This window comes from Bradyrhizobium sp. Mp27 (assembly GCF_029953005.1).
In the GTDB taxonomy this organism is placed as follows: Bacteria; Pseudomonadota; Alphaproteobacteria; order Rhizobiales; family Xanthobacteraceae; genus Bradyrhizobium; species Bradyrhizobium barranii.
In genome coordinates this window covers 309,079-330,877 of record NZ_JASAUS010000001.1, presented here as the reverse complement: position 1 = coordinate 330,877, position 21,799 = coordinate 309,079, and the positions used below count along the sequence as shown (strand labels likewise).

Genomic DNA, 21,799 nt, shown 5'->3' with positions numbered 1-21,799 from the left:
ACTGAAGATTGCAAAACGGCTGCTGAAGCCGCGCATTTGAGCGGATTTGGACGGAAACCTTGAAGATCCGGGCCTTGGCAGGGCAGGTCAAAGCCGTTAGTGGTCTGCCCCCTTCCAATCAACTGTCAGAGTGGTTCATGTCGAGCGCCTCGGCCGCCGTCTCGATCGGCATCGATTTTGGGACCAGTAATACGGTCGTAGCCCTCGCGGCGGACGACCGCCGGGTCGAGGCCATCCGCTTCGACCACGGCGGACAACGACACAGCGTCTACGTGTCGGCCCTGTGCTTCTGGGAGGACCGGCCCGGAGCCGGAGCCCAGGCCGAGGGCGGTCCGTGGGCAATCGAGCAGTTCCTTGAAGGCCGCCACGTCTACCGCTTCCTCCAGTCGTTCAAGACCTTCGCTGCGAGCAGCAGCTTCAACACCACGCAGGTGTTCCGGCAGCGCTACAAGTTCGAGGATATTCTGGCGGCGTTCCTGCGAACGCTGGCGCGCCACGGCGGGGACAGGTTCGGCTTCGAGACGTCAACCATCACGGTCGGCCGCCCGGTGCGCTTCGCCGGTGGCAATCCCGACGAGGCGCTGGCGATGCAGCGCTATCGGGCCGCGTTCGAACGCCTGGGCGCCGGCCACGCGCGCTATGTCTACGAGCCCGTGGGCGCCGCGTTCTCCTTCGCCCGCCGGCTGGAGCGCGACGCCACCGTCCTGGTTGCGGATTTCGGCGGCGGCACCAGCGATTTCTCCGTGATGCGTTTCTCGCGCGTGGGCGGTGCCTTGCGTGCGGAGCCGCTGGGACACGCCGGCATCGGCATTGCGGGCGACACGTTCGACTACCGCATCGTCGACCACGTCGTCTCGCCGCGGCTGGGCAAGGGGTCCAGCTTCCGTTCGTTCGACAAGGTGCTGCCGGTCCCCACCGGCCACTACACCAACCTCGCGCGCTGGCATCAGCTCGCGATGATGAAGAGCAACGGCGATCTGCGCGAGCTCCGCGAGCTTGCGCGCACCGCGCTGAAGCCAGAGCTGCTCGAGGATTTCATCACCATCGTCGATCTCGACCTCGGCTTTTCGCTGTACCGCGCAGTGTCCGACGCCAAAGTGGCGCTGTCGGCGCAGGATCAGGTGGAATTCCGCTTCAAGGGCGGCGGGGTCGATATCGGTTCGACCATCACGCGAAAGAATTTTGAATCCTGGATTGCCGACGACATCGCCAGGCTGGGCGCCACCGTCGACAAGGTGCTGGGCGAAGCCGGCATCACCGCGCGCGAGGTGGAAAAGGTGTTTTTGACCGGCGGGACCTCGTTTGTGCCCGCCGTCCGAAAACTGTTCGCCGAGCGGTTCGGCAACGAACGGCTGATGTCGGGCGACCAGTTCGAGTCGATCGCCTACGGCCTTGCGCTGATCGGACACAGCCCCGATCCGGATCGATGGACCGCAAGCGGTGGGATTACGCCGAAGGCGGGCGCGTAGCCCAGCAACAGCGGCCATTGCTTGGCTGCTCGCAATGACGACGGAGAGAGCTGTCATCAGTATCGTAGGGTGGGCAAAGGCGCGGAGCGCCGTGCCCACCATCTGTCCGAGGTTGAGAGAGCATCGGTGGGCACGCTGCGCTTTGCCCACCCTACGATACTGATGTCGCCGCTACTGATTGATCTCGGGCTCGACGAGCCGTGCCAGATTGCGCAGCGATTCCTGCCAGCCGAGATAGCAGGCCTCGGGCGGGATGACGTCGGGGATGCCGGCCTGGGTGATGTCGACCTCGGTGCCGACCGAGACCTTCTTCAGCGTCACGGTCACCTGGATTTCGCCGGGCAGATTGGGGTCGTCGAATTTGTCGGTGTAGCGGAGACGTTCGCCCGCGACGAGCTCGAGATATTCGCCGCCGAAGGCGTGGCTGTTGCCCGTCGTGAAATTCCGGAACGACATCTTGAACGTACCCCCGACCTTGGGCTCGAGGTGATGGACGGTGCAGGTAAAGCCGTTCGGCGGAAGCCATTTCGCCAGCGCATCCGCCTCGAGGAAGGCGCGATAGACTTTCTCCGGACTGGTCGAGAGAACGCGGTGCAGACGTACAGTGCTGGGCATGTTCCTTCATCCTCTTGCATTGATGGGCCCGACCTTGGCGTCTACGGCCCATTCATGTCTCAAGGACGACCGGGATGCCGCCGATCCGACATGGCATTGCAGATAAACGGGGGCCGCCGAAAACCGGCGGCCCTTGATGTTGTCTTTGCAGTTGTCTTGGATGTTGTTCTGGATCGGGTTGCCGCTCACCGCGTCCAGTCTTCACCGGCGCACAACGTTCCCATGCAGCCCCGGACGTTGAGATTGCCCGAAGGCAGCAAGGTGACGGTGCTCGCATAGGTCTTTCCGTCGTCGGCATTGTAGATCCTGCCCGACCATTGATTGGCGCCGGCCGCCTGCATGTCGATGAACAGGGAGATGCCGACGATCTTCCGGCCGCGCAATGCGGGATCGGCGTTATGGTCGTCGAGCTGCGCCTTGCCCGTCTTCTTGTCGATCGGCTCCTTCAGCCAGACGACCCGGCCGCATAGCGCATTGCCGCAACGGCTCACCTTGATCCTCGCGTCGCCCGACTGTGTCAGCCAGACGCCGGCGGGACCGCTGGCCGTTGCGGCTTCAGCGTTTCCAAGCGGGGAGATGGACAACAGCGCTGCGAGCAGGTGCCGGACGAGGGTGGAACGCATGGGGGCTCCATATTGGACCAATTTTCATGAAATATTTCATGAGAAACGATCAATATATCGCGCTTAAGGTTGAGTCAATTGTGCGGAACATGCATATTGGGGAGATGGCAAGGGGCCTTGTATCTGTGGAGTGCCTGGACATGATTGCGGTGGGGACGTCGGTACGCGAGGCCCGGCAGCGCTGGTTTCGACGTCTCGATCTTGCGTTCTGGGCGATCTGGGCGGCACTGCCGGTGGTGGTGTGGCTCGCCTATCGCGCGAACACCACGGCCTCTGCCGCGATCGCCGCGAGCCTTGGTCCCGAGCAGGCGAAATGCGCAACCCTTGTCGCCAACCCGCTCGAGATGTCGCGCCACGGCCAGCTGCTGTTCTGGACCCTATTTGCGCTTCAGCTCTCGTTCTTCGCCGTGTTGATCGGCATCCTTCACCGCATGGTGCATCGATTCGCGCGCGGCCGGATCTTCGTATCCGAGACCCTTCAGGGAGTGTGGTGGATGGGGATCATTCTGGTGATCTGGCCGTTCATTGACCTGATCACCAGCAATGCGGTGGCTTATGCCTTGCATGAGATCGGCGATATCAAGTTCTTCCTGCCGTCCTACAACGTCGACATCGGCACGATCGCGGGCGGGGTGTTCCTGATGGCGCTGAAATTCGTCATCGAGCATGCCATCCTGCTGCAGTCCGAAAACGAACTGACGATCTGAGGTGAATGCTTGTGCCGATCGTCGTGAACCTCGATGTCATGCTTGCGAAGCGGAAGCGCCGCCTCGGTGACCTCGCCGACGCAATCGGCATTTCCATCCAGAACCTGTCGATCCTGAAGACGGGCAAGGCGAGGGCGATGCGCTTCTCGACCTTGGCCGCGATCTGCCGCGAGCTCGACTGTCAGCCCGGAGACATCCTCGAATATGTCGCGGGCGATGAGGGCAGCGATGGGGATGCAGGCGAGGGGAGCTGAGCTCACACCTGGCGTGCCTTGTCCGCCTTCGTGCTGCACGCGAGAACCTGAAACATATACCCCATGTGCAACGGTTGGCCGTTTGCGCGCTCAATCGAATCGCGTTCGCCTGATGCGAGATCTACCTCGCGGCCGGCCGGGCGACCGATCCGTCAGATCGTTGCCACATCCTGCGGCGTCATCGTGAAGGCGAGCCGGTAGCGGCCGATCGTCGGATTGCCCTGCGCGCCCAGGGTGCCAAGCGCCACCGGCGAAAGTCGGTTGGCGGTCACCTGCTCGATCGCGTCGGCATCGTAACCCGACAGCAGCATGATCCAGTCGGCGGCCCCGTCCTTGCCGCGGATCTGCTGCTCGGTGGTGGGCGAACTGGTCCGGGGCGTGTCGGTCAGGAGGAGATGGGCGCCGGTCAGTCCCGGCATCTGCGCCAATGTGCCGAGCGTCTCCGCGAGATGTGTCTGCAATCCCGCCTCGCGCCCAGCCTCCGGCGAAAGCCGGATGGTGGTGAGCGAGGTCGCGACGCCACCGCCAAAGCTGGCGGCGACGCGACACTGGCTGCGGACCATGCCGAGATGGTGCGGCATCATCTTGGTCGACCACGGCGTCGGTGCGTTGACCGGTCGAGATATCCCTTCGACGTGAGCACCTCGTATCGCTCCAGCTCGTACAGCACGAAGAAGCCGTCGGTGTCCGTCGTGCTGGTCCAGCGCGATCCGCGCCGGAAGCCGGGAATGCTCATCCGCTCGGGAAAATGTTCGTGGGAATGCCAGTCGCCGAATTCCGCACGCTGCTCGCGGCGGACGCTCCACCACATCGCGACGGCGGCCTGACCGAGCAGTGACATGCTGACCTCCCTGTTTTCCAGCACTTTGCCTCGACGCCGACGCCCGGAGCAAGTCGTTCACGCTTGATGAGTTGAAGCCACATTTCCGCTGCCGTTCTCCGGTCAGTTTGCTGCCGGAATCAGGGGGAACTTCCGTTGCGCAACACGCTTTGGGCTTTCGCTGTCACGCTCTGTTGCCTTGGCTCGCCTGCGAAGGCTGCAGGCATTCAGCTTCTCCAATCCGACCCCGCACTGTCAGGTGCGATCTGGTATCCCTGCGCGGCGGAGCCGGCACGTGTGGCGCTTGGCAGCCTTTCGGTGCCCACGGTCGATTGGCTGGAGGGAGCGAAGGACTGTCCCGTCACGGGCACAAAGCTGCCATTGGTCATCGTCTCCCATGGAAATAGCGGCTACTTCGCACTTCACCTCGACATCATAGAAGCGCTGGCGAACGCCGGTTTTATCGTCGCTGCGATCAACCATCCCGGCAACAATACCAACGACATGTCGGAGCGCGGGATGTCTGTCTGGGCGTCGCGTCCGGCACATATGGTCCGCCTCCTCGATTTCATGTTGCACGAGTGGAAGGACAAGGCCGCGATCGATCCTGCCAGGGTAGGCCTCTTTGGCTTTTCCCTCGGCGCCTTCACCGGACTCGTTCTGGTTGGCGGTCAGCCCGATTTTCGCAGGCTTGTCTGTAAGCAAGAGAACAAGTCGGAAGTCTGCGAGGAGCTGCGCGCTGGCGAGTTTCCTCCCGATCCGCCACACGATGCCCGGATCAAGGCCGCGGTGATCGTCGATCCTGCCGTGAGTTTTTCATTCACGCCCGAGAATCTGGCGGGCATCGGAGCCCCGCTACAGGTTTGGCGATCCGAGCTGGGCGGCGGAGGCGTAGACGCGGCAGGCGTCGCGCGCGTGACGGGCAGTCTGCCGGGTAAGCCCGACATTCACGTCGTGCGGGCCGGTCATTATGCATTTCTGCCACCCTGTACGGCAGAACTCGCAGCATTGAGGCCCCAGGTTTGCTCTGATCCCGAGGGCTTTGACCGGGCCGACTTTCACCGCGAGTTCGACGTTGCCGTGGTTCGGTTCTTCCGAGAGCGGCTTGCTGGTGGTGTACGGTGAGCGCTCGATAGCGCGGCATCGTGTCGACGCTCTCGGGCCAGCACAGTTAGCCGGCATCAAATCGCGGCTGCGAACGCGCAATTCACCTTGCCTCAGGCGCCTTTCGGGCCTGAATCCGCAAAGTCGGAATTGTTCCGCGGAAGCCCATGAGGCATTAAATCCCGCCAAGCCTTGCAACTGGCGCCGATGAGGTATACGTTGGTGCTGTTCGTTCAGCCGCTGTGCCTTGTTGAATGCGCCCGCGGGCTCCTTTTCCAGAGACATCGACGAATTGAATCTGGTTCTGCGTGAGTGTCACGCGGAATGTGCGCGTATGCGCTTTGGAGAAGAATAATGACGACAGGTACCGTGAAGTGGTTCAACGGCCAAAAGGGCTTTGGATTCATTCAGCCCGACGACGGCGGCAACGATGTGTTCGTTCACATCAGCGCGGTCGAGCGGGCTGGTCTCTCAGGTCTCGCCGAGGGCCAGAAGGTCAACTTCGAGGCCAAGACCGACAAGATGCGAGGCAAGGTCAGCGCAGAGAATCTCTCGCTGGCCTAAGATCCTGCGCCGTTTCACGGATGTACTGAAACGGCCACGCTGCCCGCTCGATCCCAGGGATTGAGCGGGTTTTGTCCGTTTCCGGAGTGGGTGAAGCATGAGCGGCAAGAAGTCGGCTGAACCGTCACCCCAAAGCATTGCGCGTTCCAACCGTCAGCGTTTGGCTGCCGAGGAGGGAACGCGAGCAATGGCGGACGTCGAGAGACAGGCCGTCGATGTTCGCAAGAACATGGCGCGGCTTCGCGAACTGCGTGAGGCCAAGGAAGCGGCCGACGCAACTCTTCAAGCATCGCTGCCACCGCCAACCCTGACGAAGCGCAAGAGAAAGCTGACGCAATAGTCGAATTCAACTGCGTCGACGAAAATCTGGAGAGGGCCGGTCACATGCCAAAGAGTGCGGATCGTGCCTAGGATCAAGTCGGACAGCGGTGGCACAATCACCTTCTTTCTCGCGCTTGGCGCCGGCCGGCAGATGTGCCGCCTTGCGACCACGTTCCAGACGCAGAAGCAGGCCTTCAGCTATCTTCAGAAGTACCGGACGGAGTTCGAGCGCATCGCGCGGAGCCGATTGGCCTCCGGGGAGCTCGAAGACGGGATCGTCGTGCTCTCGATGCTCTGAAGCATGATCCGGACCCGAAGGGCCGCGTTAGCGCAAAGTGCGAAGCGGTTTTCAGAAAAGATCATGCTCAAACAATAGCCTAAAGCGCGATGACGATTCATTCCGATCTCATCGCGCTCTGGGTCAGGCGTCGATTTCGACGCGACGCGCCCAGCGCCAGCCTTCATCGCGCGGATGCAACATCGTGACCCGGCAGCGAACGCGTCCTATTCAGGGCGGTGCTTCGGCTCGGCCTCGCGGGCCAGTCGCTCCGCTTTCAGCCGTTCGCGATTCTCGTTGAAGGAGTGCTGGTCCTTCGCATAGTCATTCATCGGCTTCTGCGTTTTGACAGGCTTGAACGCCTTGTTGGCTTCACGCTTGGCCCGATCCGAGGATTGATCTCTCAACATTTCGACCTCGTTTTGATCAACAAGCTGTGACGGGACAGGTGCTGGCCGACGCCTCCCACCCGCAAACGCTGTGCGTAGGCTTGCTACCTTTCGGGGCGAGAAGAAGGCCAATTCTGCGGCGTTGCGCAGATGCTTTTGCGATGTGTTTCAGTTACTCGCCTTGGCGGCTGCGTTGCTCGTACGTCGGGATAGCACGCCGGCTTAGGCAACAACGGCACGCCGCCGCTTATGTTCCAAGGAACCTGCGGACTGGCGCCAGGTTTGCGATAGTGCGATTGTCCCGCCGCAATGTCAGGAGATGTGCAATGCTCGGTGCGAACGACGGGGAGACAACCCCCGCGAAGGAAAGGCCGCAAAGGTCTCAAAGATGGACCGCTGAAGATGCATGGGCGGCTTACCAGCTTCCCTTCAACGATCTGCTCTTCCGTTCACAATCCGTACATCGGGAGCATTTTGACCCAAATCGCGTGCAGTTGAGCCGGCTGCTGAACATCAAGACAGGTGGTTGTCCGGAAGACTGCGGTTACTGCAGCCAGTCGTCGCATCATGCGACCGCTCTTGCAGCCTCCAAGTTGATGGAGGTCGGGAAGATCGTTGCCGAGGCACGCAAGGCAAAAGACAGCGGCGCGACGCGTTATTGCATGGGGGCGGCCTGGCGCAATCCGAAGCCGCGCGACATGGATGCCATTGTCGAGGTCGTCGGAGCCGTGAAGGAACTCGGGCTCGAGACCTGCATGACGCTCGGCATGCTCGACCGGGATCAGGCCGAGCGGCTGAGTGCCGCCGGGCTTGATTACTACAATCACAATATCGATACCTCGCAGCGCTACTATCCGAGCGTTACCTCCACCCGCACGTTCGCCGATCGTCTCGATACGCTGGAGCATGTCCGCGAGGCCGGCATGAAAGTGTGCTGCGGCGGAATTCTCGGCATGGGTGAGAGCGAACAGGACCGCGTCGACATGCTGGTCACGCTCGCCAACCTCCCGGAAGCGCCGGAGAGTGTGCCGATCAACATGCTGATCCCGATTCCGGGAACGCCGATGGCGAAGGCGACGCCGATAGGTCCGATCGAGTTCGTGCGCATTGTCGCGCTGGCGCGTATCATGATGCCGGCCTCTTTCGTGCGACTCTCGGCGGGGCGGTCGGCGATGACCGACGAGATGCAGGCGCTGTGCTTCTTTGCCGGTGCAAACTCGATCTTTGTCGGCGACACGCTGCTGACGGCAGGCAATCCGCAGGACGAAGCCGATCGAAAGTTGTTCCGCCGGCTCGGACTGGAGGCGCTCTGAAGCGTGATCCCTCTTGAAAGCCACTGTGCGCTTTCCGGATTAGAGCGTTTTCGAGCGAAGTGCATGCCGGTTGGCGTCAAGAAAACGCGTCAAAACAAGAATCTAGAGCTCTGTTCCGATTCCATCGGAACGGGAAAGGCTCTAGCCAACGCCAGATAAAGAAAGGCCGCCGAAATCGGCGGCCCTTCGTCTTCTCTGATGGTCCCGCTTACTCAGCAGCCTGCTTCTGCGGCGGGGCGAGAGGGGTCCGTTATGCGGGAGCCGGAACCGCCGGACCCTTCACCAGCGCAAAGGCTGCAGCGGCCAAAAGGCAGAGGACCCCGGCGAGAAGAAACGCCGGCACATAAGTCCCTAGCGTATCTCTGCTGACGCCCGCGGCAAATGCCATCAGGCCAACGCCGAGCTGGTGGGCGGCAAAAATCCAGCCGAAGACCACCGGCCCCATCTCCCGCCCAAACGTACCGACCGTCAACTTCACCGTAGGCGGAACAGTCGCGATGAAATCCAGGCCGTAGAGTATCGCGAACGCGCTCATCGCTCCCAACGTTGCGTTGGACTCCACGAGCCAGATCAACGCAAGTCCGCGAAAGCCGTAATAGATCGCCAGCAGCCATCGGTTGTCGTAGCGGTCGGACAGCCATCCCGATCCGATCGTACCGATCCGATCGTACCGATCAGATCGAACACCCCGATCATGGCGAGCAAACCTGCCGATGTCACGACCGGCAAGCCGAGATCGCCGCAGAATGGCACGAAGTGTGTCGATGTCAGCCCGTAGCTGGATACACCGCAGATGAAGAACGTCAGCGCCAGCACCCAGAACACCAGACGGGTTGATGCCAGGCGCAGGCCCCGGAAACTGATTGCCGCAAAGTTCTGCGCGGGAATTGCGGGCACCGGCGGCATCGCCGTCTCTCCGAGTGGCGCCAGCCCCAATTCCTGGGGGCGGTCCTTCCCGAGCAGCAGAAAGAGGACGAGCGAGACGAGAAGACCGAATCCGGACGGAACAAGCGCGACGCGCCAGCCCCAATTCTCGGCGATCCACGCGCCCAGCGGCATGAAGATCAAAGTGCCGGTTGCGATTGATCCGTTCAGGAGGCCGACCACCAATCCCCGATGGGTCGTGAACCAGCGTACCGAGATGACCGCGGCAAGTTGCAGGGCCGTGAGCCCCGGCGCGATGCCGAGAATAAGCCCGAGGCCGAGCCACATTTCGAACCGGTTCGTCATGACGATCGTCAGCAGCAGTCCGGCTAGCGCCAGCGTTCCGGCGATTGACAGCATCATCCGCTGACCGTAGCGGAGCATCAAGCCGCCGGCGAACGGCGCCACCAGTCCGAACAGCGCGAAGCGAAGTCCTTGCGATGCAGACAACTCGCTCATGCTGACGCCGATGTCAGAAGCGATCTCCCGCATCAGGACGCTGGGCACGCCGAGCGCCGAGCTTGCAAACAGCGAATAGAGAAATCCCAGTGCAGCCATTACCCAACCGTAGTGGATGTTTCGCGCTGCCGCATGCCGTGCGATGAATTCAGCAAGCATGGCCAAATCCCTTCGATGAAATGAATTCTCTGAAAAAGCCGAAAGCTATGCCGGAGCTCGCCGCCGAAACCGGCGGCCCTTTGTCTCGAGATAATCACCTCGATCGTGCCGCGAAGTGCTCGTCGCCGCGCAAAACGTTCACTTTTCGGATGATGGCATAATACCCCTGTTTTGCCCGACGCGTCAAAGACATTTCGTGAAATACGAAATTCCTTCGTGGCCAAGAGGTTAGCTACTGTGCATGGGGTTGTTTTTCAATTTTTTGGTCAGAGCCGCGACCGCACGGCCTGCACAAGCAAAAAGGGCCGCCCCTTCGGGCGGCCCTTTCGTCTCGTTCAACGTGGTGCGGCTTACTCAGCGGCCTGCTTCTGCGGCGGATCGAGCGCGCCGGACTTGTGGATGTCGGCGACCTGGTGGTCGCTGAAGCCGAGCACAGAGCGCAGGATCTCGTCGGTGTGCTCGCCGAGCAGCGGGGAGCGCTCCACGTCGCTCGGGGAGTCCGACAGCTTGATCGGGTTGCCGACCGAGATGTACTTGCCGCGGGTCGGGTGATCGACCTCGACCACGGTGCCGGTGGCGCGCAGCGACTGGTCTTCGGCGATCTCCTTCATCGACAGGATCGGGCCGCAGGGGATGTCGTCCTTGTTGAGGATCTCCATCGCCTCGAATTTCGTCTTCGTCATCGTCCACTGTTCGATGCGGGCGAAGATCTCGTTGAGGCGCGGCAGGCGGACGGCCGGCTTGGCGTAGTTCGGATCGGTCTTCCAGGTGGGCTCGCCGATCACGTCGCAGATCTTCTCCCAGACCGGGGCCTGGGTGATGAAGTAGATGTAGGCGTTGGGATCTGTCTCCCAGCCCTTGCACTTCAGGATGCGGCCGGGCTGGCCACCGCCGGAATCGTTGCCGGCGCGCGGCACGGCGTCGCCGAACGGAATGCCTTCGCCGAACTGGCTGTATTCCTTGAGCGGACCATGCGCGAGGCGCTGCTGGTCGCGCAGCTTGACGCGGGCGAGGTTGAGCACGCCGTCCTGCATCGCCGCGGTGACCTTCTGGCCCTTGCCCGAATGCGTGCGCTGATAGAGCGCGGTGACGATGCCGAGCGCCAGGTGCAGGCCGGTGCCGCTGTCGCCGATCTGCGCGCCGGTGACGAGCGGCAGGCCGTCGCGGAAGCCGGTGGTCGAGGCGGCGCCGCCGGTGCACTGCGCGACGTTCTCATAGACCTTGCAGTCTTCGTAGGGGCCGGGGCCAAAGCCCTTGATCGAGGCGACGATCATCTTCGGGTTGATCGCCTGGATCTTCTCCCAGGGGAAGCCCATGCGGTCGAGCACGCCGGGGCCGAAGTTTTCGACCAGCACGTCGCACTTCTTGATCAGCTCGGTGAGGACTTCCTTGCCCTTGGGGTTCTTGGTGTCGAGCGTGATCGAGCGCTTGTTGTGGTTGAGCATGGTGAAATACAGGCTGTCCACGTTCGGGATGTCCTGCAGCTGGCCGCGGGTGATGTCACCCACGCCCGGACGTTCCACCTTGATCACGTCGGCGCCGAACCATGCCAGCAGCTGCGTGCAAGTCGGTCCGGACTGGACGTGGGTGAAGTCGAGAATGCGAACGCCCGTGAGCGCTTTGGTCATCGTATTGCTCCGTACTCTGTGTCTGCCCCTGCACCCGGCAGGGAATAGGGTTGAAGGAGAGGAGGCTAAAGCGCGCTTGGCGCTTCAGCTCTTTTGTTTGGGCATGATCTGTTCGGAAAACCGCTGGGCGCCTTTCCGGATCACGCCTTACTTCTTCTTCTGCAGAACGCTCTGCGGATTGAGGTTGCCGATGCGGCCGCTCTCCGAGCCCGCGGCCGGATCGATCACCGCGTTGATGAGCGTCGGCTTGCCCGAGGCCATCGCCTCGTTGACGGCGCGCTTGAGCTCGTCGGGCGAGGTGGCATTCACGCCGACGCCGCCGAAGGCTTCCATCATCTTGTCGTAGCGCGCGCCCTTGACGAACACCGTCGTTGCGGGATCGGCGTTGACGCTGTTGACGTCGGTGCCGCGATAGATGCCGTCATTGTTGAAGATGACGACGCAGATCGGCAGGTTGTAGCGGCAGATGGTCTCGACCTCCATGCCGGAGAAGCCGAAGGCCGAGTCGCCTTCCACCGCCAGCACGGGGTGACCGGTCTCGAGCGCCGCCGCGATCGCCTGGCCCATGCCGATGCCCATCACGCCCCAGGTGCCGACGTCGAGGCGCTTGCGCGGCCTGTACATGTCGATGACGCCGCGGGCGAGGTCGAGCGTGTTGGCGCCCTCGTTGACGAGGATCGCCTCGGGATGGTCCTTGATCACGTTCTTCAGCACGCCGAGCGCACCGTGATAGTCCATCGGCGACTTGTTGTTTATGAGCTTCGGCGCCATCTTGGCGACGTTCTCGTCACGCTTAGACACGATGGCCTTGGTCCATTCGGCCGGCGGCGCGGTCCAACCCGTGCTGATCGCCTGATTGAAGGCCGATACGACCGAGCCGATGTCGCCGACCACGGGCGCGACGATCTCGACGTTGGAGTCCATCTCGCGCGGCTCGATGTCGACCTGGATGAACTTCTTCGGGGTCTCGCCCCAGCTCTTGCCCTTGCCGTGCGAGAGCAGCCAGTTCAGCCGGGCGCCGATCAGCAGCACGACGTCGGATTCTTTCAGCACCGTGGAGCGCGCGGCGCCAGCGCATTGCGGATGCGTGTCGGGGAGGAGACCCTTGGCCATGCTCATCGGCAGGAACGGCACGCCGCTCTTCTCGACGAACGACTTGATCTCTTCATCGGCCTGCGCGTAGGCCGCGCCCTTGCCGAGGATGATGAGCGGGCGCTTCGCCGCCTTGAGCACGTCGAGCGCGCGCTTGATCGAAGCGGGCGAGGGGATCTGCGCGGGCGCGGCGTCGATCACCTTGACCAGCGACTTCTGACCGGCATCGGCGTTCATCACCTGGCCGAACAGCTTCGCCGGCAGGTCGAGATAGACGCCGCCCGGACGGCCCGAGACCGCGGCGCGGATGGCGCGGGCGAGACCGATGCCGATGTCCTGGGCGCGCAGCACGCGATAGGCCGCCTTGCACAGCGGCTTGGCGATCGCGAGCTGGTCCATCTCTTCGTAGTCGCCCTGCTGGAGGTCGACGATCTCGCGCTCGGAGGAGCCCGAGATCAGGATCATCGGGTAGCAGTTGGTGGTTGCGTGCGCGAGCGCGGTGAGACCGTTGAGGAAGCCGGGCGCCGACACCGTGAGGCAGACGCCGGGCTTCTTGGTGAGGTAGCCGGCAATGCCCGCGGCGTAACCGGCGTTCTGCTCGTGGCGGAAGGAGATCACGCGAATGCCTTCGGCCTGCGCCATGCGGCCCAAATCCGTGATCGGGATGCCCGGCACATTATAGATGGTGTTGATGCCGTTCAGCTTGAGCGCGTCGATGACGAGATGAAAACCATCCGTCAATTCCTGCTCGGTGCCCGGTGCTTCGGACTTGGTCGCGGTATTCAGCATGGGCCTTGTCTCCCTGGTCTCATATGCCGTTTTTGGCTTTGTGGGCGAATGGCTCGCCCTTCTGGTGGACGTTGCTAGGTGAACAGTTCTTGACCGTGTGCTTCGACGTAAGCGGCAAGGCCAAGGGTGTGGTCGCGGGCGCGCTTCTCGGCGAGCTCGGTGTCGCGCGCCTCCAGCGCCTCGATCATGGCGAGATGCTCGGGCAGGGAGGTCGCGGTGCGGTCCTTGCGTCCGATCGTGAGCTGGCGGTAGCCGCGCACGTGCAGCAGCAGGTCGTTGGTGAGATCGACCAGCACCGGCGATTCCGACAGCGAGATCAGCGCCTGGTGGAAGGCGATGTTGGCGCGCGAATATTCCTCGACGTGATCCTCGGGCAGGCGATCCTTGCCGAAATCCTTGAAGTAGTCGCGCAGCGCCGTGATGTCTTTCTTGCGTGCGGTGGTGGTGATCAGGCGGGCCGCCATGCTCTCGAGCGCCGCCCAGGCGCGGATCATGTCGACGATCTCGCTCTTGGTCCTGCGCACCACCATGATGCCGCGGCGCGGAACCGTCTTCACGAAACCGTCCTGCTCGAGCATCGCGATGGCTTCGCGGATCGGGGTGCGGCTGACACCCAGGCGTTCGGACAACGCGCGCTCGTCGAGCATCACCGGCTCGGGCGTCGAGTAGATGTCCATCTTGAGGATGGCTTCCTTCAAGGCGTCATACGCCTTGTTCTTGAAGCTGCTCTCCGGGGCAATACGAACGATTGCGATATCTGCCTCGGTCATGTTCGGCAACGCCTTGGTTGGTTTCCGCAGTGACACGACGAATCTCCTCCAGTGGGAGTCGTCTTTTACAGGATTATTAACGGGAAAGTTTTTGGCATACCACATGCCAGAATGTCAAGCTGGCTATTTTTTGCGGCGTTCTAAGTCATGCAGCAGCTTGACAAGTTGGCTTCTGGCATACCAAATGCCATCGCCAGCCATTTTTGATCCAAAGCGGCGGAGTAATGTGGGCTTTATGCCACTCCGTTCCGCGACATGGAACAGAGCGCGGCGAATGGCAAGCATCACGGGCAGCCGCTACGCGCGCGCGCTTTGAAAGAACGAACTGAGGTCAAGGGAGAAGCCATATGTCCAATTCCAAAGATGCCGTCCGCAAAGTGCTCGACCAGGTCAAGGCGGACAACCGCACCAGCCTGACCGCGCCGGAAGGCAAGCTGGTCTGCGACGCCTACGGCATTCCGGTGCCGAAGGAGGGCGTGGCGAGGTCGGCGGGCGAGGCCGGCAAAATGGCCTCCTCGATGGGCTTCCCGGTGGTGATGAAGATCGTCTCGCCGGACATTCTCCACAAGACCGAAGCCGGCGGCGTCATCGTCGGCCTCAAGACGGCCGAGGATGCCGAGAAGGCCTACGAGACCATTCTCTCCAACGCCAAGAAGTACAAGTCCGATGCCAAGATCGAGGGCGTCCAGGTGCAGCAGATGCTGGCCGGCGGCACCGAAGTCATCGTCGGCTCGATCACCGACGGCTCGTTCGGCAAGCTGGTCGCTTTCGGCCTCGGCGGCGTGCTGGTCGAAGTCTTGAAGGACATCACCTTCCGTCTCGCGCCCGCGACCAAGGAAGACGCGCTCTCGATGCTCGACGGCATCCAGGCGCATGAGATTTTGAAGGGCGTTCGCGGCGGCGAGGCGGTGAACCGCACGGCGCTTGCCGACGTCATCGTCAAGGTCTCGCAGCTCGTCACCGATTTCCCTGAGATCGTCGAGCTCGATCTCAACCCGGTGTTCGCGACGGCCAAGGACGCGATCGCCGCCGACGTGCGCATCGTCGTCGACTTCGCCTATGTGCCGAAGCCGAAGCCGCGCCCGACCGAAGAGATCGTCGCGGCCATGAGCCGCATCATGCAGCCGAAGGCGGTCGCCGTGGTCGGCGCCTCCGCCGAGGACGGCAAGATCGGCAACTCCGTGATGAAGAACCTCATCAACGGCGGCTACAAGGGCGACATCTATCCGATCCACCCCAAGGCCGCCGAGATCCTCGGCTACAAGGCCTACAAGAGCGTCAAGGACGTTCCGGGTGTGATCGACACGGCCGTGTTCGCGATCCCCGCGAAGTTCGTGGCGGCGGCGCTCACCGAATGCGGCGAGAAGAAAATCCCGGGTGCGGTGCTGATTCCGTCGGGCTTCGCTGAAGCCGGCGCGCCGGAGCTTCAGGCCGAGATCGTCGAGGTCGGCAAGAAGTACGACATCCGCCTGATGGGGCCGAACATCTACGGCTTCTACTACACGCCGGCCAATCTCTGCGCGACCTTCTGTACGGCCTATGACGTCAAGGGTCACGCCGCGCTGTCGTCGCAGTCGGGCGGCATCGGCATGGCCATCATCGGCTTCTCGCGCTCGGCGAAGATGGGCGTCTCGGCGATCGTCGGCCTCGGCAACAAGTCCGATATCGACGAGGACGATCTGCTCGCCTTTTTCGAGCAGGATCCGAACACGAACCTGATCGCGCAGCACTGCGAAGACCTCAAGGACGGCCGCGCCTTCGCGGAAGCCGCCAAGCGCGTCTCCAAGAAGAAGCCGGTCATCGTGCTCAAGGCCGGCCGCACCTCGGCCGGCGCCAAGGCGGCCTCGTCGCACACCGGCGCGCTCGCCGGTAACGACAAGATCTACGAGGATGTCCTGGCGCAGTCCGGTGTGATCCGGGCCCGCTCGCTGCGGCAGCTGCTCGAATTCGCCCGTGGCGTGCCGGTGCTGCCGACGCCGAAGGGCGAGAACGTGCTGATCATCACCGGTGCGGGCGGCTCGGGCGTGCTGCTGTCGGACTCCTGCGTCGACAACGGCCTGTCGCTGATGTCGATGCCGCCGGATCTGGATGCGGCCTTCCGCAAGTTCATCCCGCCGTTCGGTGCGGCCGGAAATCCTGTGGATATCACCGGCGGCGAGCCGCCGATCACCTACGTCAACACGGTGAAGCTCGGCCTGTCGGACGAGCGGATCCATTCGCTGATCCTCGGCTACTGGCACACCATCGTCACGCCGCCGATGGTGTTCGCTCGCAACATGGTCGAGGTGAAGAAGGAGATGGAGGCCAAGGGCTTCGTGAAGCCGATCGTCGCCTCGCTCGCCGGCGACGTCGAGGTCGAGGAAGCCGCCGAATATCTCTACCAGAACGGCATCCCGGCCTACGCCTACTCCACCGAGCTCCCGGTCGAGGTGCTTGGTGCCAAGTACAAGTGGGCGCGCGGGGCAGGGCTGCTCTGAGATGACGAAGTCGCTTCGGTATGATCCGGAGCGGGTGGTTATTCACCTCTCCCCGCGCGCGGGGAGAGGTCGAATTGCGAAGCAATTCGGGTGAGGGGGACTCTCCACGAGTCTAACTGTCACCGTCCTTGCGGAGACTCCCCCTCACCCTGACCCACTCAGCGCGAGCGAAGCTCGTCGCGGCCCCGCAAGCGGGGAGAGGGAAATAAGAATAGGGCGAGGGAGAACGGTCAGGTCGCGATGAGCAAGAACGTGATCCGGCGCAAATCGCTTGAGCCTCGATCGCCATCGGAGGCCGACCACGACGCGCGCGATGGCGGCGTGCAGTCCGTCGACCGCGCGCTGTCGATCCTCGAAACGCTGGCCGAAGACGACGAAGGCTATCGCCTCAGCGACCTCGCCGTTCGCACCGGCCTGTCGGCTTCCACCGTGCACCGGCTGCTGGCGACGCTGGAGAGCCGCCGCTTCGTGCAGTTCGACCGCGCCGCGTCCAAATGGCATGTCGGCGTGCGCAGCTTCACAGTCGGCGCGAGCTTTGCCCGGCGGCGCAATTTCTCGACGCAGGCGATTCCTTACTTGCGCAAGCTGCGCGATCTCACCCGCGAGACCGCCAACCTCGCCGTCGTCGACGACGAGTTCATCATCGTGCTGACCCGCATGGAGAGCCGCGAGATCATGCGCTCGCTGACCCAGGTCGGCGGCCGCGTCGCCATGGTGACGTCAGGCGTCGGCAAGGCAGTGCTCGCGACTTATTCGGACGAGGACGTCAGCGCGGTCATCCGCCATCACGGCATGCCTCGCCTGACCGAGAAGTCGATCGTGCGGCCGGGCGACCTGTTCAAGGAGCTCGAGAAGATCCGCAAGCAGGGTTTTGCGCTCGACGATGAAGAAGCCTGTATGGGCCTGCGCTGTATTGCCGCAGTGGTCTACAACGACTGCGCCGAGCCGCTCGCGGCGATTTCGGTCTCGGGCATGACCAGCCGCCTGACCGACGACAGATTGCCGGAAATCGGCCAGATCGTGCGCGAAGTCGCCGGCGAATTGACCGTCGCACTCGGCGGGGTGATGCCGAAATCTGGCTAACAAGGAACCAGGCCTGTCGCTGGACAGCATCGGCCGTTTTGGCTGATATGCGACCAAACGACACAATGCGGCAACCGATCAACGACGTCCGCACGAGCCCTGGAGAATGCCCCCATGTTCAAATTTCCCGCGCGCCTTGTCGGCGCAGCCGTCGCGCTGACCCTCGCGGCAGCCGCGCCCGCCTTCGCCCAGCAGCTCGAGCTCAAGCTGATGGCGCCGGCGGCCCCGGGCGGTGGCTGGGACCAGACCGCGCGGTCGATGCAGCAGGCGCTGGTGGCCTCTGGCGTGGCGCGCAGCGTGCAGGTCGTCAACGTTCCCGGCGCCGGCGGCAGCGTCGGCATCGCGCAGTTCGTCAATGGCGCCAAGGGCGACGGCAACCAGTTGATGGTCAACGGCTTCGTCATGGTGGGCGCGCTCGCCATGAACAAATCGCCTGTCACGCTCGAGCAGGTGACGCCGATCGCGCGCCTCACCGAGGAAATCCAGGTGATCGTGGTGCCGGCGAATTCGCCGATCAAGACCGCGCAGGATCTCGCCGCCGCGGTGAAGGCCGACATCGCCAAGGTGACCTTCGCCGGCGGCTCGGCCGGCGGCGTCGACCATGTCATGGCGGCGCTGTTCGCGGGCGCCGTCGGCGCCGATGCGAAGAAGATCAACTACATCCCGTTCTCCGGCGGCGGCGAGTCGCTGGCGGCAATCCTCGGCGGCAAGGTCACCGCGGGCATTTCGGGGCTGAGCGAATATGAAGGGCAGATCAAGTCCGGCAAGCTGCGCGCGATCGGCGTGACCTCGGAGAAGCGCATCGCCGGCAGCGACATCCCGACCTTTAAAGAGCAAGGCATCGACCTCGTGATCGCCAACTGGCGTTCGGTGGTCGCGCCTCCCGGCATCACGCCGGAGCAACGCAAGACGCTGAGCGATGCGGTCGAGAAGATGGTGAAGTCGGACGCCTGGAAGGAGATCCTCAAGCAGAAGGGCTGGGAGGATGCCTATCTCGGCGGCGACGCCTTTGCCGACTTCCTGAAGAAGGAAACCGTGCGCGTCACCGACGTGCTGAAATCGGTCGGCCTGGTCAAGTCATGACCTCAGGCGATCCCGCCCAGCCGCGGCGCGTCGATCGCGCCGGCATCGTCATCGCTGTATTGCTCGCAGGTCTCGCCGCGGTGCTGGTCTGGGACGCGCGCGGGCTGCAATCCACTGCGATGTACGGGATGGGACCGGAGGCGATGCCGGTCGTGGTCGCCACCGGCCTTGCGCTGCTCGCGATCGGCAATTTCATCGACGCGCTGCGCGGCAATCTGCCGGCGCGCGAGAGCGCCGATCCCGTGCCGGTGGTTCTGATCCTGGTAGGCCTTGCGCTGCTGATCGCCATCATCGGCTTCGGCGGCGGCTTCATCCTGGCGACGTCGGCGCTGTTCGTGACGACGTCGGCAGCTTTCGGGCGCCGTGCCATCCTCGTCGACAGCATCATCGCCCTCGTGATGTCGACCCTCATCTATCTCGCGTTCGACCGGCTGTTGACGCTGAGCCTTCCGACCGGCCCGCTGGAGCGATTGCTGTGATGGACACCTTTGCGGCGCTGGCCCACGGCATGGCGGTCGCCGTCCAGCCTATGAACCTGCTCTATGCGCTGATCGGCGTGTTCCTCGGCACCGCCGTCGGCGTGCTGCCCGGCATCGGCCCGGCCCTGACGGTCGCGCTGCTGCTGCCGGTGACCTACAAGCTCGACCCCGGCGGCTCGCTGATCATGTTCGCCGGCATCTATTACGGCGGCATGTATGGCGGATCGACCACCGCGATCCTGATCAACACGCCCGGCGAGAGCGCCTCGATGGCGACCGCGCTCGAGGGCAACAAGATGGCCAAGGCCGGCCGCGGCGGGCCGGCGCTTGCGACATCCGCGATCGGCTCCTTCGTCGCCGGCACCATCGCCACCATCGGGCTTGCGTTCCTCGCGCCATGGCTGGTCGATTTCGCCGTGCGCTTCGGTCCCGAGGATTACTTCGCGCTGATGTGCGTCGCCTTCGTCACGGTGTCGGCGACTTTCGGCGATTCTCCGATCCGCGGCCTGACCAGTCTGTTCATCGGCTTGACGCTCGGTCTGGTCGGCATCGACAAGCTGACGGGGCAGGCGCGGCTTGCGTTCGGCGTCCCTGAATTGCTCGACGGCGTCGAGGTGACGACGCTTGCGGTTGGCCTGTTTGCGGTCGGCGAGGCGCTCTATGTCGCATCGCGGCGCCACCACACCGAGGAGAAGCTCGAGCCGGTGCGCGGCTCGCTGTGGATGACCAAGGAAGACTGGAAGCGCTCGTGGAAGCCGTGGCTGCGCGGCACCATGTTCGGCTTCCCGATCGGCGCGCTGCCCGCGGGCGGCGCGGAGATTCCGACCTTTCTCTCCTATTCTACTGAGAAGCGGCTCACAAAACATCCGGAAGAATTCGGCAAGGGCGCGATCGAAGGCGTCGCGGGACCGGAGGCCGCCAACAACGCCTCCGCCGCCGGCACGCTGGTGCCGCTGCTGACGCTGGGATTGCCGACCTCGGCGACGGCCGCGATGATGCTGGCGGGGTTCCAGCAGTACGGCCTCAACCCGGGGCCGCTGCTGTTTGCCGAGCGGCCTGACCTTGTCTGGGGCCTGATCGCCAGTCTCTTCATCGCCAATTGCATGTTGCTGGTGCTTAATTTGCCGCTGGTCGGCCTGTGGGTGCGACTGCTCGCGATCCCGCAGCCTTGGCTCTATGCGGGCATTCTCGTGTTCGCGACCATGGGCACCATCGCCGCAAAGCCGTCGGTGGTCGAATTGTCGATGCTGGCCGGCTTCGGCGTGCTCGGTTTCCTGATGCGCCGGTTCGATTTTCCGATCGCGCCCGTCGTCGTCGGCCTGATCCTCGGTCCGATCGCCGAGAGCCAGCTGCGCCGCGCGCTCGCGATCAGCCTCGGCGATCCCATGACGCTGCTCCAGAGCCCGATCTCGGCGACGCTGCTCGGCATCGCGCTGGTTGCGCTGCTGGCCCCGTTCGTGCTGAAGGGGATGGGGCGCTTCAAGGCGAACGAGGACTAGCCGTCCCGGCGCGCGCGTCCTCTAATGCTGCGTCCAGCTCGTTGAGGAAACGCCATGCCGTCGGAACTTCGCTCGCCCCGTCTCGCCGTCCTGATCGATGCCGACAACGCCTCCGCCAAGATCGCGGACGGGCTGTTCGAGGAGATTGCCAAGATCGGCGAGGCCAGCGTCCGCCGCATCTATGGCGACTTCTCCAATGCGCGGTCCAGGGGCTGGGCCGACATCCTGTCCAAACACGCCATCATCCCGCAGCAGCAATTCGCCTATACGACGGGAAAGAATGCCTCCGACATAACCCTGGTCATCGACGCGATGGACCTGCTTCACAGCGGCCGGTTCGACGGCTTTTGCCTGGTCTCGTCCGACAGCGACTTTACCCGTCTGGCCGCCCGCATCCGTGAGCAGGGCGTCGACGTGTTCGGGTTCGGCGAGCAGAAGACGCCGGAAAGTTTCAGGCAGGCCTGCCGAAGGTTCGTCTACACCGAGAACCTGGTCTCCGTCCCGGCGACCACCCAGGATGCCGCCTCAAGATCGACGTCGCTTCAGCCGCCCGATGCAGCCACGCCCATCATCAAGAAGGTCATCACCCAGATGGAGAGCGAGGACGGCTGGGTCGCGCTCGGCGAAGTCGGCCGGCAGCTCGCCAATCTGGCCTCCGATTTCGATCCGAGAACGTTCGGGTTCCGCAAGCTGAGCGACCTCGTGCGCAAGACGAATTCGTTCGAGATCGATGAGCCAAAGGGCCGGTCGATGCGAATTCGCGTCAAGCCCGCTGCCGCCGCACCGCCGAGAAGGCGGAACCCGCGCAGGCCCGCAAGGGCGGGGACGACGGGCAGTTCGGCGCCTAAGGCGTAAGCAGGGCCTGCCGTTATATTTGCGCTTGCCCGCTATAGCGCAGGGC

At 63.4% G+C, this 21,799-nt stretch carries 24 protein-coding genes; 14 read left to right on the top strand and 10 right to left on the bottom strand.

Annotation, left to right across the window (positions count from 1 at the left end; genetic code table 11):
* Nucleotides 1-137: 137 nt before the first annotated feature.
* On the top strand, nucleotides 138-1,469 hold the full coding sequence (locus QJT78_RS01410; RefSeq protein ID WP_028151485.1) for an Hsp70 family protein: 1,332 nt from the start codon (nucleotides 138-140) through the stop codon (nucleotides 1,467-1,469).
* 171 nt (nucleotides 1,470-1,640) lie between these two features.
* Here QJT78_RS01410 and QJT78_RS01405 read toward each other — a convergent pair whose 3' ends face one another.
* Both QJT78_RS01405 and QJT78_RS01400 read right to left on the bottom strand, forming a co-directional pair.
* Nucleotides 1,641-2,084, bottom strand: a complete 444-nt coding sequence (locus QJT78_RS01405; RefSeq protein ID WP_028151484.1) for an SRPBCC family protein — start codon at nucleotides 2,082-2,084, stop codon at nucleotides 1,641-1,643.
* Between the two features lie 185 nt (nucleotides 2,085-2,269).
* Nucleotides 2,270-2,707 carry a DUF2147 domain-containing protein gene (locus QJT78_RS01400; RefSeq protein WP_038941930.1) on the bottom strand — a complete coding sequence of 146 codons (438 nt, stop codon included), beginning with the start codon at nucleotides 2,705-2,707 and terminating at the stop codon, nucleotides 2,270-2,272.
* Between the two features lie 140 nt (nucleotides 2,708-2,847).
* On the opposite strand from QJT78_RS01400, the gene QJT78_RS01395 reads away from it, so the two are divergent.
* Together QJT78_RS01395 and QJT78_RS01390 are read left to right on the top strand one after the other, a co-directional pair.
* Nucleotides 2,848-3,414, top strand: coding sequence for a DUF2975 domain-containing protein (locus tag QJT78_RS01395; RefSeq protein WP_028151482.1), 567 nt, complete (start codon nucleotides 2,848-2,850; stop codon nucleotides 3,412-3,414).
* A gap of 11 nt (nucleotides 3,415-3,425) precedes the next feature.
* Nucleotides 3,426-3,668 (top strand): helix-turn-helix transcriptional regulator, encoded by a 243-nt coding sequence (locus tag QJT78_RS01390; protein ID WP_028151481.1) that lies wholly within the window; start codon nucleotides 3,426-3,428, stop codon nucleotides 3,666-3,668.
* 152 nt (nucleotides 3,669-3,820) lie between these two features.
* Here QJT78_RS01390 and QJT78_RS01385 read toward each other — a convergent pair whose 3' ends face one another.
* On the bottom strand, nucleotides 3,821-4,252 hold the full coding sequence (locus QJT78_RS01385) for a hypothetical protein (protein ID WP_240537462.1): 432 nt from the start codon (nucleotides 4,250-4,252) through the stop codon (nucleotides 3,821-3,823).
* Nucleotides 4,249-4,509 carry a hypothetical protein gene (locus QJT78_RS01380; protein WP_240537461.1) on the bottom strand — a complete coding sequence of 87 codons (261 nt, stop codon included), beginning with the start codon at nucleotides 4,507-4,509 and terminating at the stop codon, nucleotides 4,249-4,251. Before QJT78_RS01380 ends, QJT78_RS01385 begins: the two co-directional genes overlap by 4 nt.
* A gap of 135 nt (nucleotides 4,510-4,644) precedes the next feature.
* On the opposite strand from QJT78_RS01380, the gene QJT78_RS01375 reads away from it, so the two are divergent.
* The 4 genes from QJT78_RS01375 to QJT78_RS01360 all read left to right on the top strand — a co-directional run bounded on the left by QJT78_RS01375 (nucleotide 4,645) and on the right by QJT78_RS01360 (nucleotide 6,775).
* A complete protein-coding gene (locus QJT78_RS01375) occupies nucleotides 4,645-5,613 on the top strand; it encodes a hydrolase (protein ID WP_028151480.1) in 969 nt (322 codons plus the stop codon).
* Between the two features lie 333 nt (nucleotides 5,614-5,946).
* A complete protein-coding gene (locus QJT78_RS01370) occupies nucleotides 5,947-6,156 on the top strand; it encodes a cold-shock protein (RefSeq protein ID WP_028151479.1) in 210 nt (69 codons plus the stop codon).
* Between the two features lie 97 nt (nucleotides 6,157-6,253).
* Entirely contained in the window at nucleotides 6,254-6,496 is a 243-nt protein-coding gene (locus QJT78_RS01365; RefSeq protein WP_028151478.1) for a hypothetical protein, read from the top strand.
* Nucleotides 6,497-6,550: 54 nt separating this feature from the next.
* Nucleotides 6,551-6,775, top strand: coding sequence for a hypothetical protein (locus tag QJT78_RS01360; protein WP_028151477.1), 225 nt, complete (start codon nucleotides 6,551-6,553; stop codon nucleotides 6,773-6,775).
* A 206-nt stretch (nucleotides 6,776-6,981) separates the two neighbouring features.
* Here the strand turns inward: QJT78_RS01360 and QJT78_RS01355 are convergent, their stop codons facing one another.
* Nucleotides 6,982-7,164 carry a hypothetical protein gene (locus tag QJT78_RS01355; protein ID WP_028151476.1) on the bottom strand — a complete coding sequence of 61 codons (183 nt, stop codon included), beginning with the start codon at nucleotides 7,162-7,164 and terminating at the stop codon, nucleotides 6,982-6,984.
* 305 nt (nucleotides 7,165-7,469) lie between these two features.
* On the opposite strand from QJT78_RS01355, the gene bioB reads away from it, so the two are divergent.
* Entirely contained in the window at nucleotides 7,470-8,456 is a 987-nt protein-coding gene (gene bioB, locus QJT78_RS01350) for a biotin synthase BioB (RefSeq protein WP_028151475.1), read from the top strand.
* Nucleotides 8,457-8,706: 250 nt separating this feature from the next.
* Here bioB and QJT78_RS01345 read toward each other — a convergent pair whose 3' ends face one another.
* The 5 genes from QJT78_RS01345 to QJT78_RS01325 all read right to left on the bottom strand — a co-directional run bounded on the left by QJT78_RS01345 (nucleotide 8,707) and on the right by QJT78_RS01325 (nucleotide 14,277).
* Nucleotides 8,707-9,030, bottom strand: a complete 324-nt coding sequence (locus tag QJT78_RS01345; RefSeq protein ID WP_240537460.1) for a hypothetical protein — start codon at nucleotides 9,028-9,030, stop codon at nucleotides 8,707-8,709.
* Nucleotides 9,027-9,998: an MFS transporter gene (locus QJT78_RS01340; protein ID WP_049831743.1), complete on the bottom strand. Its 972-nt coding sequence runs from the start codon at nucleotides 9,996-9,998 to the stop codon at nucleotides 9,027-9,029. The genes QJT78_RS01345 and QJT78_RS01340 overlap by 4 nt, the downstream gene beginning before the upstream one ends.
* Before the next feature lie 350 nt (nucleotides 9,999-10,348).
* Nucleotides 10,349-11,626: a formyl-CoA transferase gene (frc, locus tag QJT78_RS01335; protein ID WP_028150264.1), complete on the bottom strand. Its 1,278-nt coding sequence runs from the start codon at nucleotides 11,624-11,626 to the stop codon at nucleotides 10,349-10,351.
* A 147-nt stretch (nucleotides 11,627-11,773) separates the two neighbouring features.
* Nucleotides 11,774-13,507, bottom strand: a complete 1,734-nt coding sequence (gene oxc / locus QJT78_RS01330) for an oxalyl-CoA decarboxylase (RefSeq protein ID WP_281460168.1) — start codon at nucleotides 13,505-13,507, stop codon at nucleotides 11,774-11,776.
* 74 nt (nucleotides 13,508-13,581) lie between these two features.
* Nucleotides 13,582-14,277 carry a GntR family transcriptional regulator gene (locus tag QJT78_RS01325; protein ID WP_162136472.1) on the bottom strand — a complete coding sequence of 232 codons (696 nt, stop codon included), beginning with the start codon at nucleotides 14,275-14,277 and terminating at the stop codon, nucleotides 13,582-13,584.
* Nucleotides 14,278-14,624: 347 nt separating this feature from the next.
* Between QJT78_RS01325 and QJT78_RS01320 the strand changes: the two genes are divergently transcribed.
* From QJT78_RS01320 to QJT78_RS01295, 6 genes are all read left to right on the top strand, one after another.
* The gene (locus QJT78_RS01320; protein ID WP_028150267.1) at nucleotides 14,625-16,754 is read left to right on the top strand and encodes an acetate--CoA ligase family protein; all 2,130 of its coding nucleotides are present in this window, start codon (nucleotides 14,625-14,627) and stop codon (nucleotides 16,752-16,754) included.
* 240 nt (nucleotides 16,755-16,994) lie between these two features.
* Entirely contained in the window at nucleotides 16,995-17,837 is an 843-nt protein-coding gene (locus tag QJT78_RS01315) for an IclR family transcriptional regulator C-terminal domain-containing protein (RefSeq protein WP_038941929.1), read from the top strand.
* Between the two features lie 114 nt (nucleotides 17,838-17,951).
* A complete protein-coding gene (locus QJT78_RS01310) occupies nucleotides 17,952-18,920 on the top strand; it encodes a tripartite tricarboxylate transporter substrate binding protein (RefSeq protein WP_038941928.1) in 969 nt (322 codons plus the stop codon).
* Nucleotides 18,917-19,399 carry a tripartite tricarboxylate transporter TctB family protein gene (locus QJT78_RS01305; protein ID WP_028150270.1) on the top strand — a complete coding sequence of 161 codons (483 nt, stop codon included), beginning with the start codon at nucleotides 18,917-18,919 and terminating at the stop codon, nucleotides 19,397-19,399. The genes QJT78_RS01310 and QJT78_RS01305 overlap by 4 nt, the downstream gene beginning before the upstream one ends.
* Entirely contained in the window at nucleotides 19,399-20,898 is a 1,500-nt protein-coding gene (locus QJT78_RS01300) for a tripartite tricarboxylate transporter permease (RefSeq protein ID WP_028150271.1), read from the top strand. Before QJT78_RS01305 ends, QJT78_RS01300 begins: the two co-directional genes overlap by 1 nt.
* A gap of 54 nt (nucleotides 20,899-20,952) precedes the next feature.
* A complete protein-coding gene (locus QJT78_RS01295; protein WP_028150272.1) occupies nucleotides 20,953-21,753 on the top strand; it encodes an NYN domain-containing protein in 801 nt (266 codons plus the stop codon).
* Nucleotides 21,754-21,799: the final 46 nt, after the last annotated feature.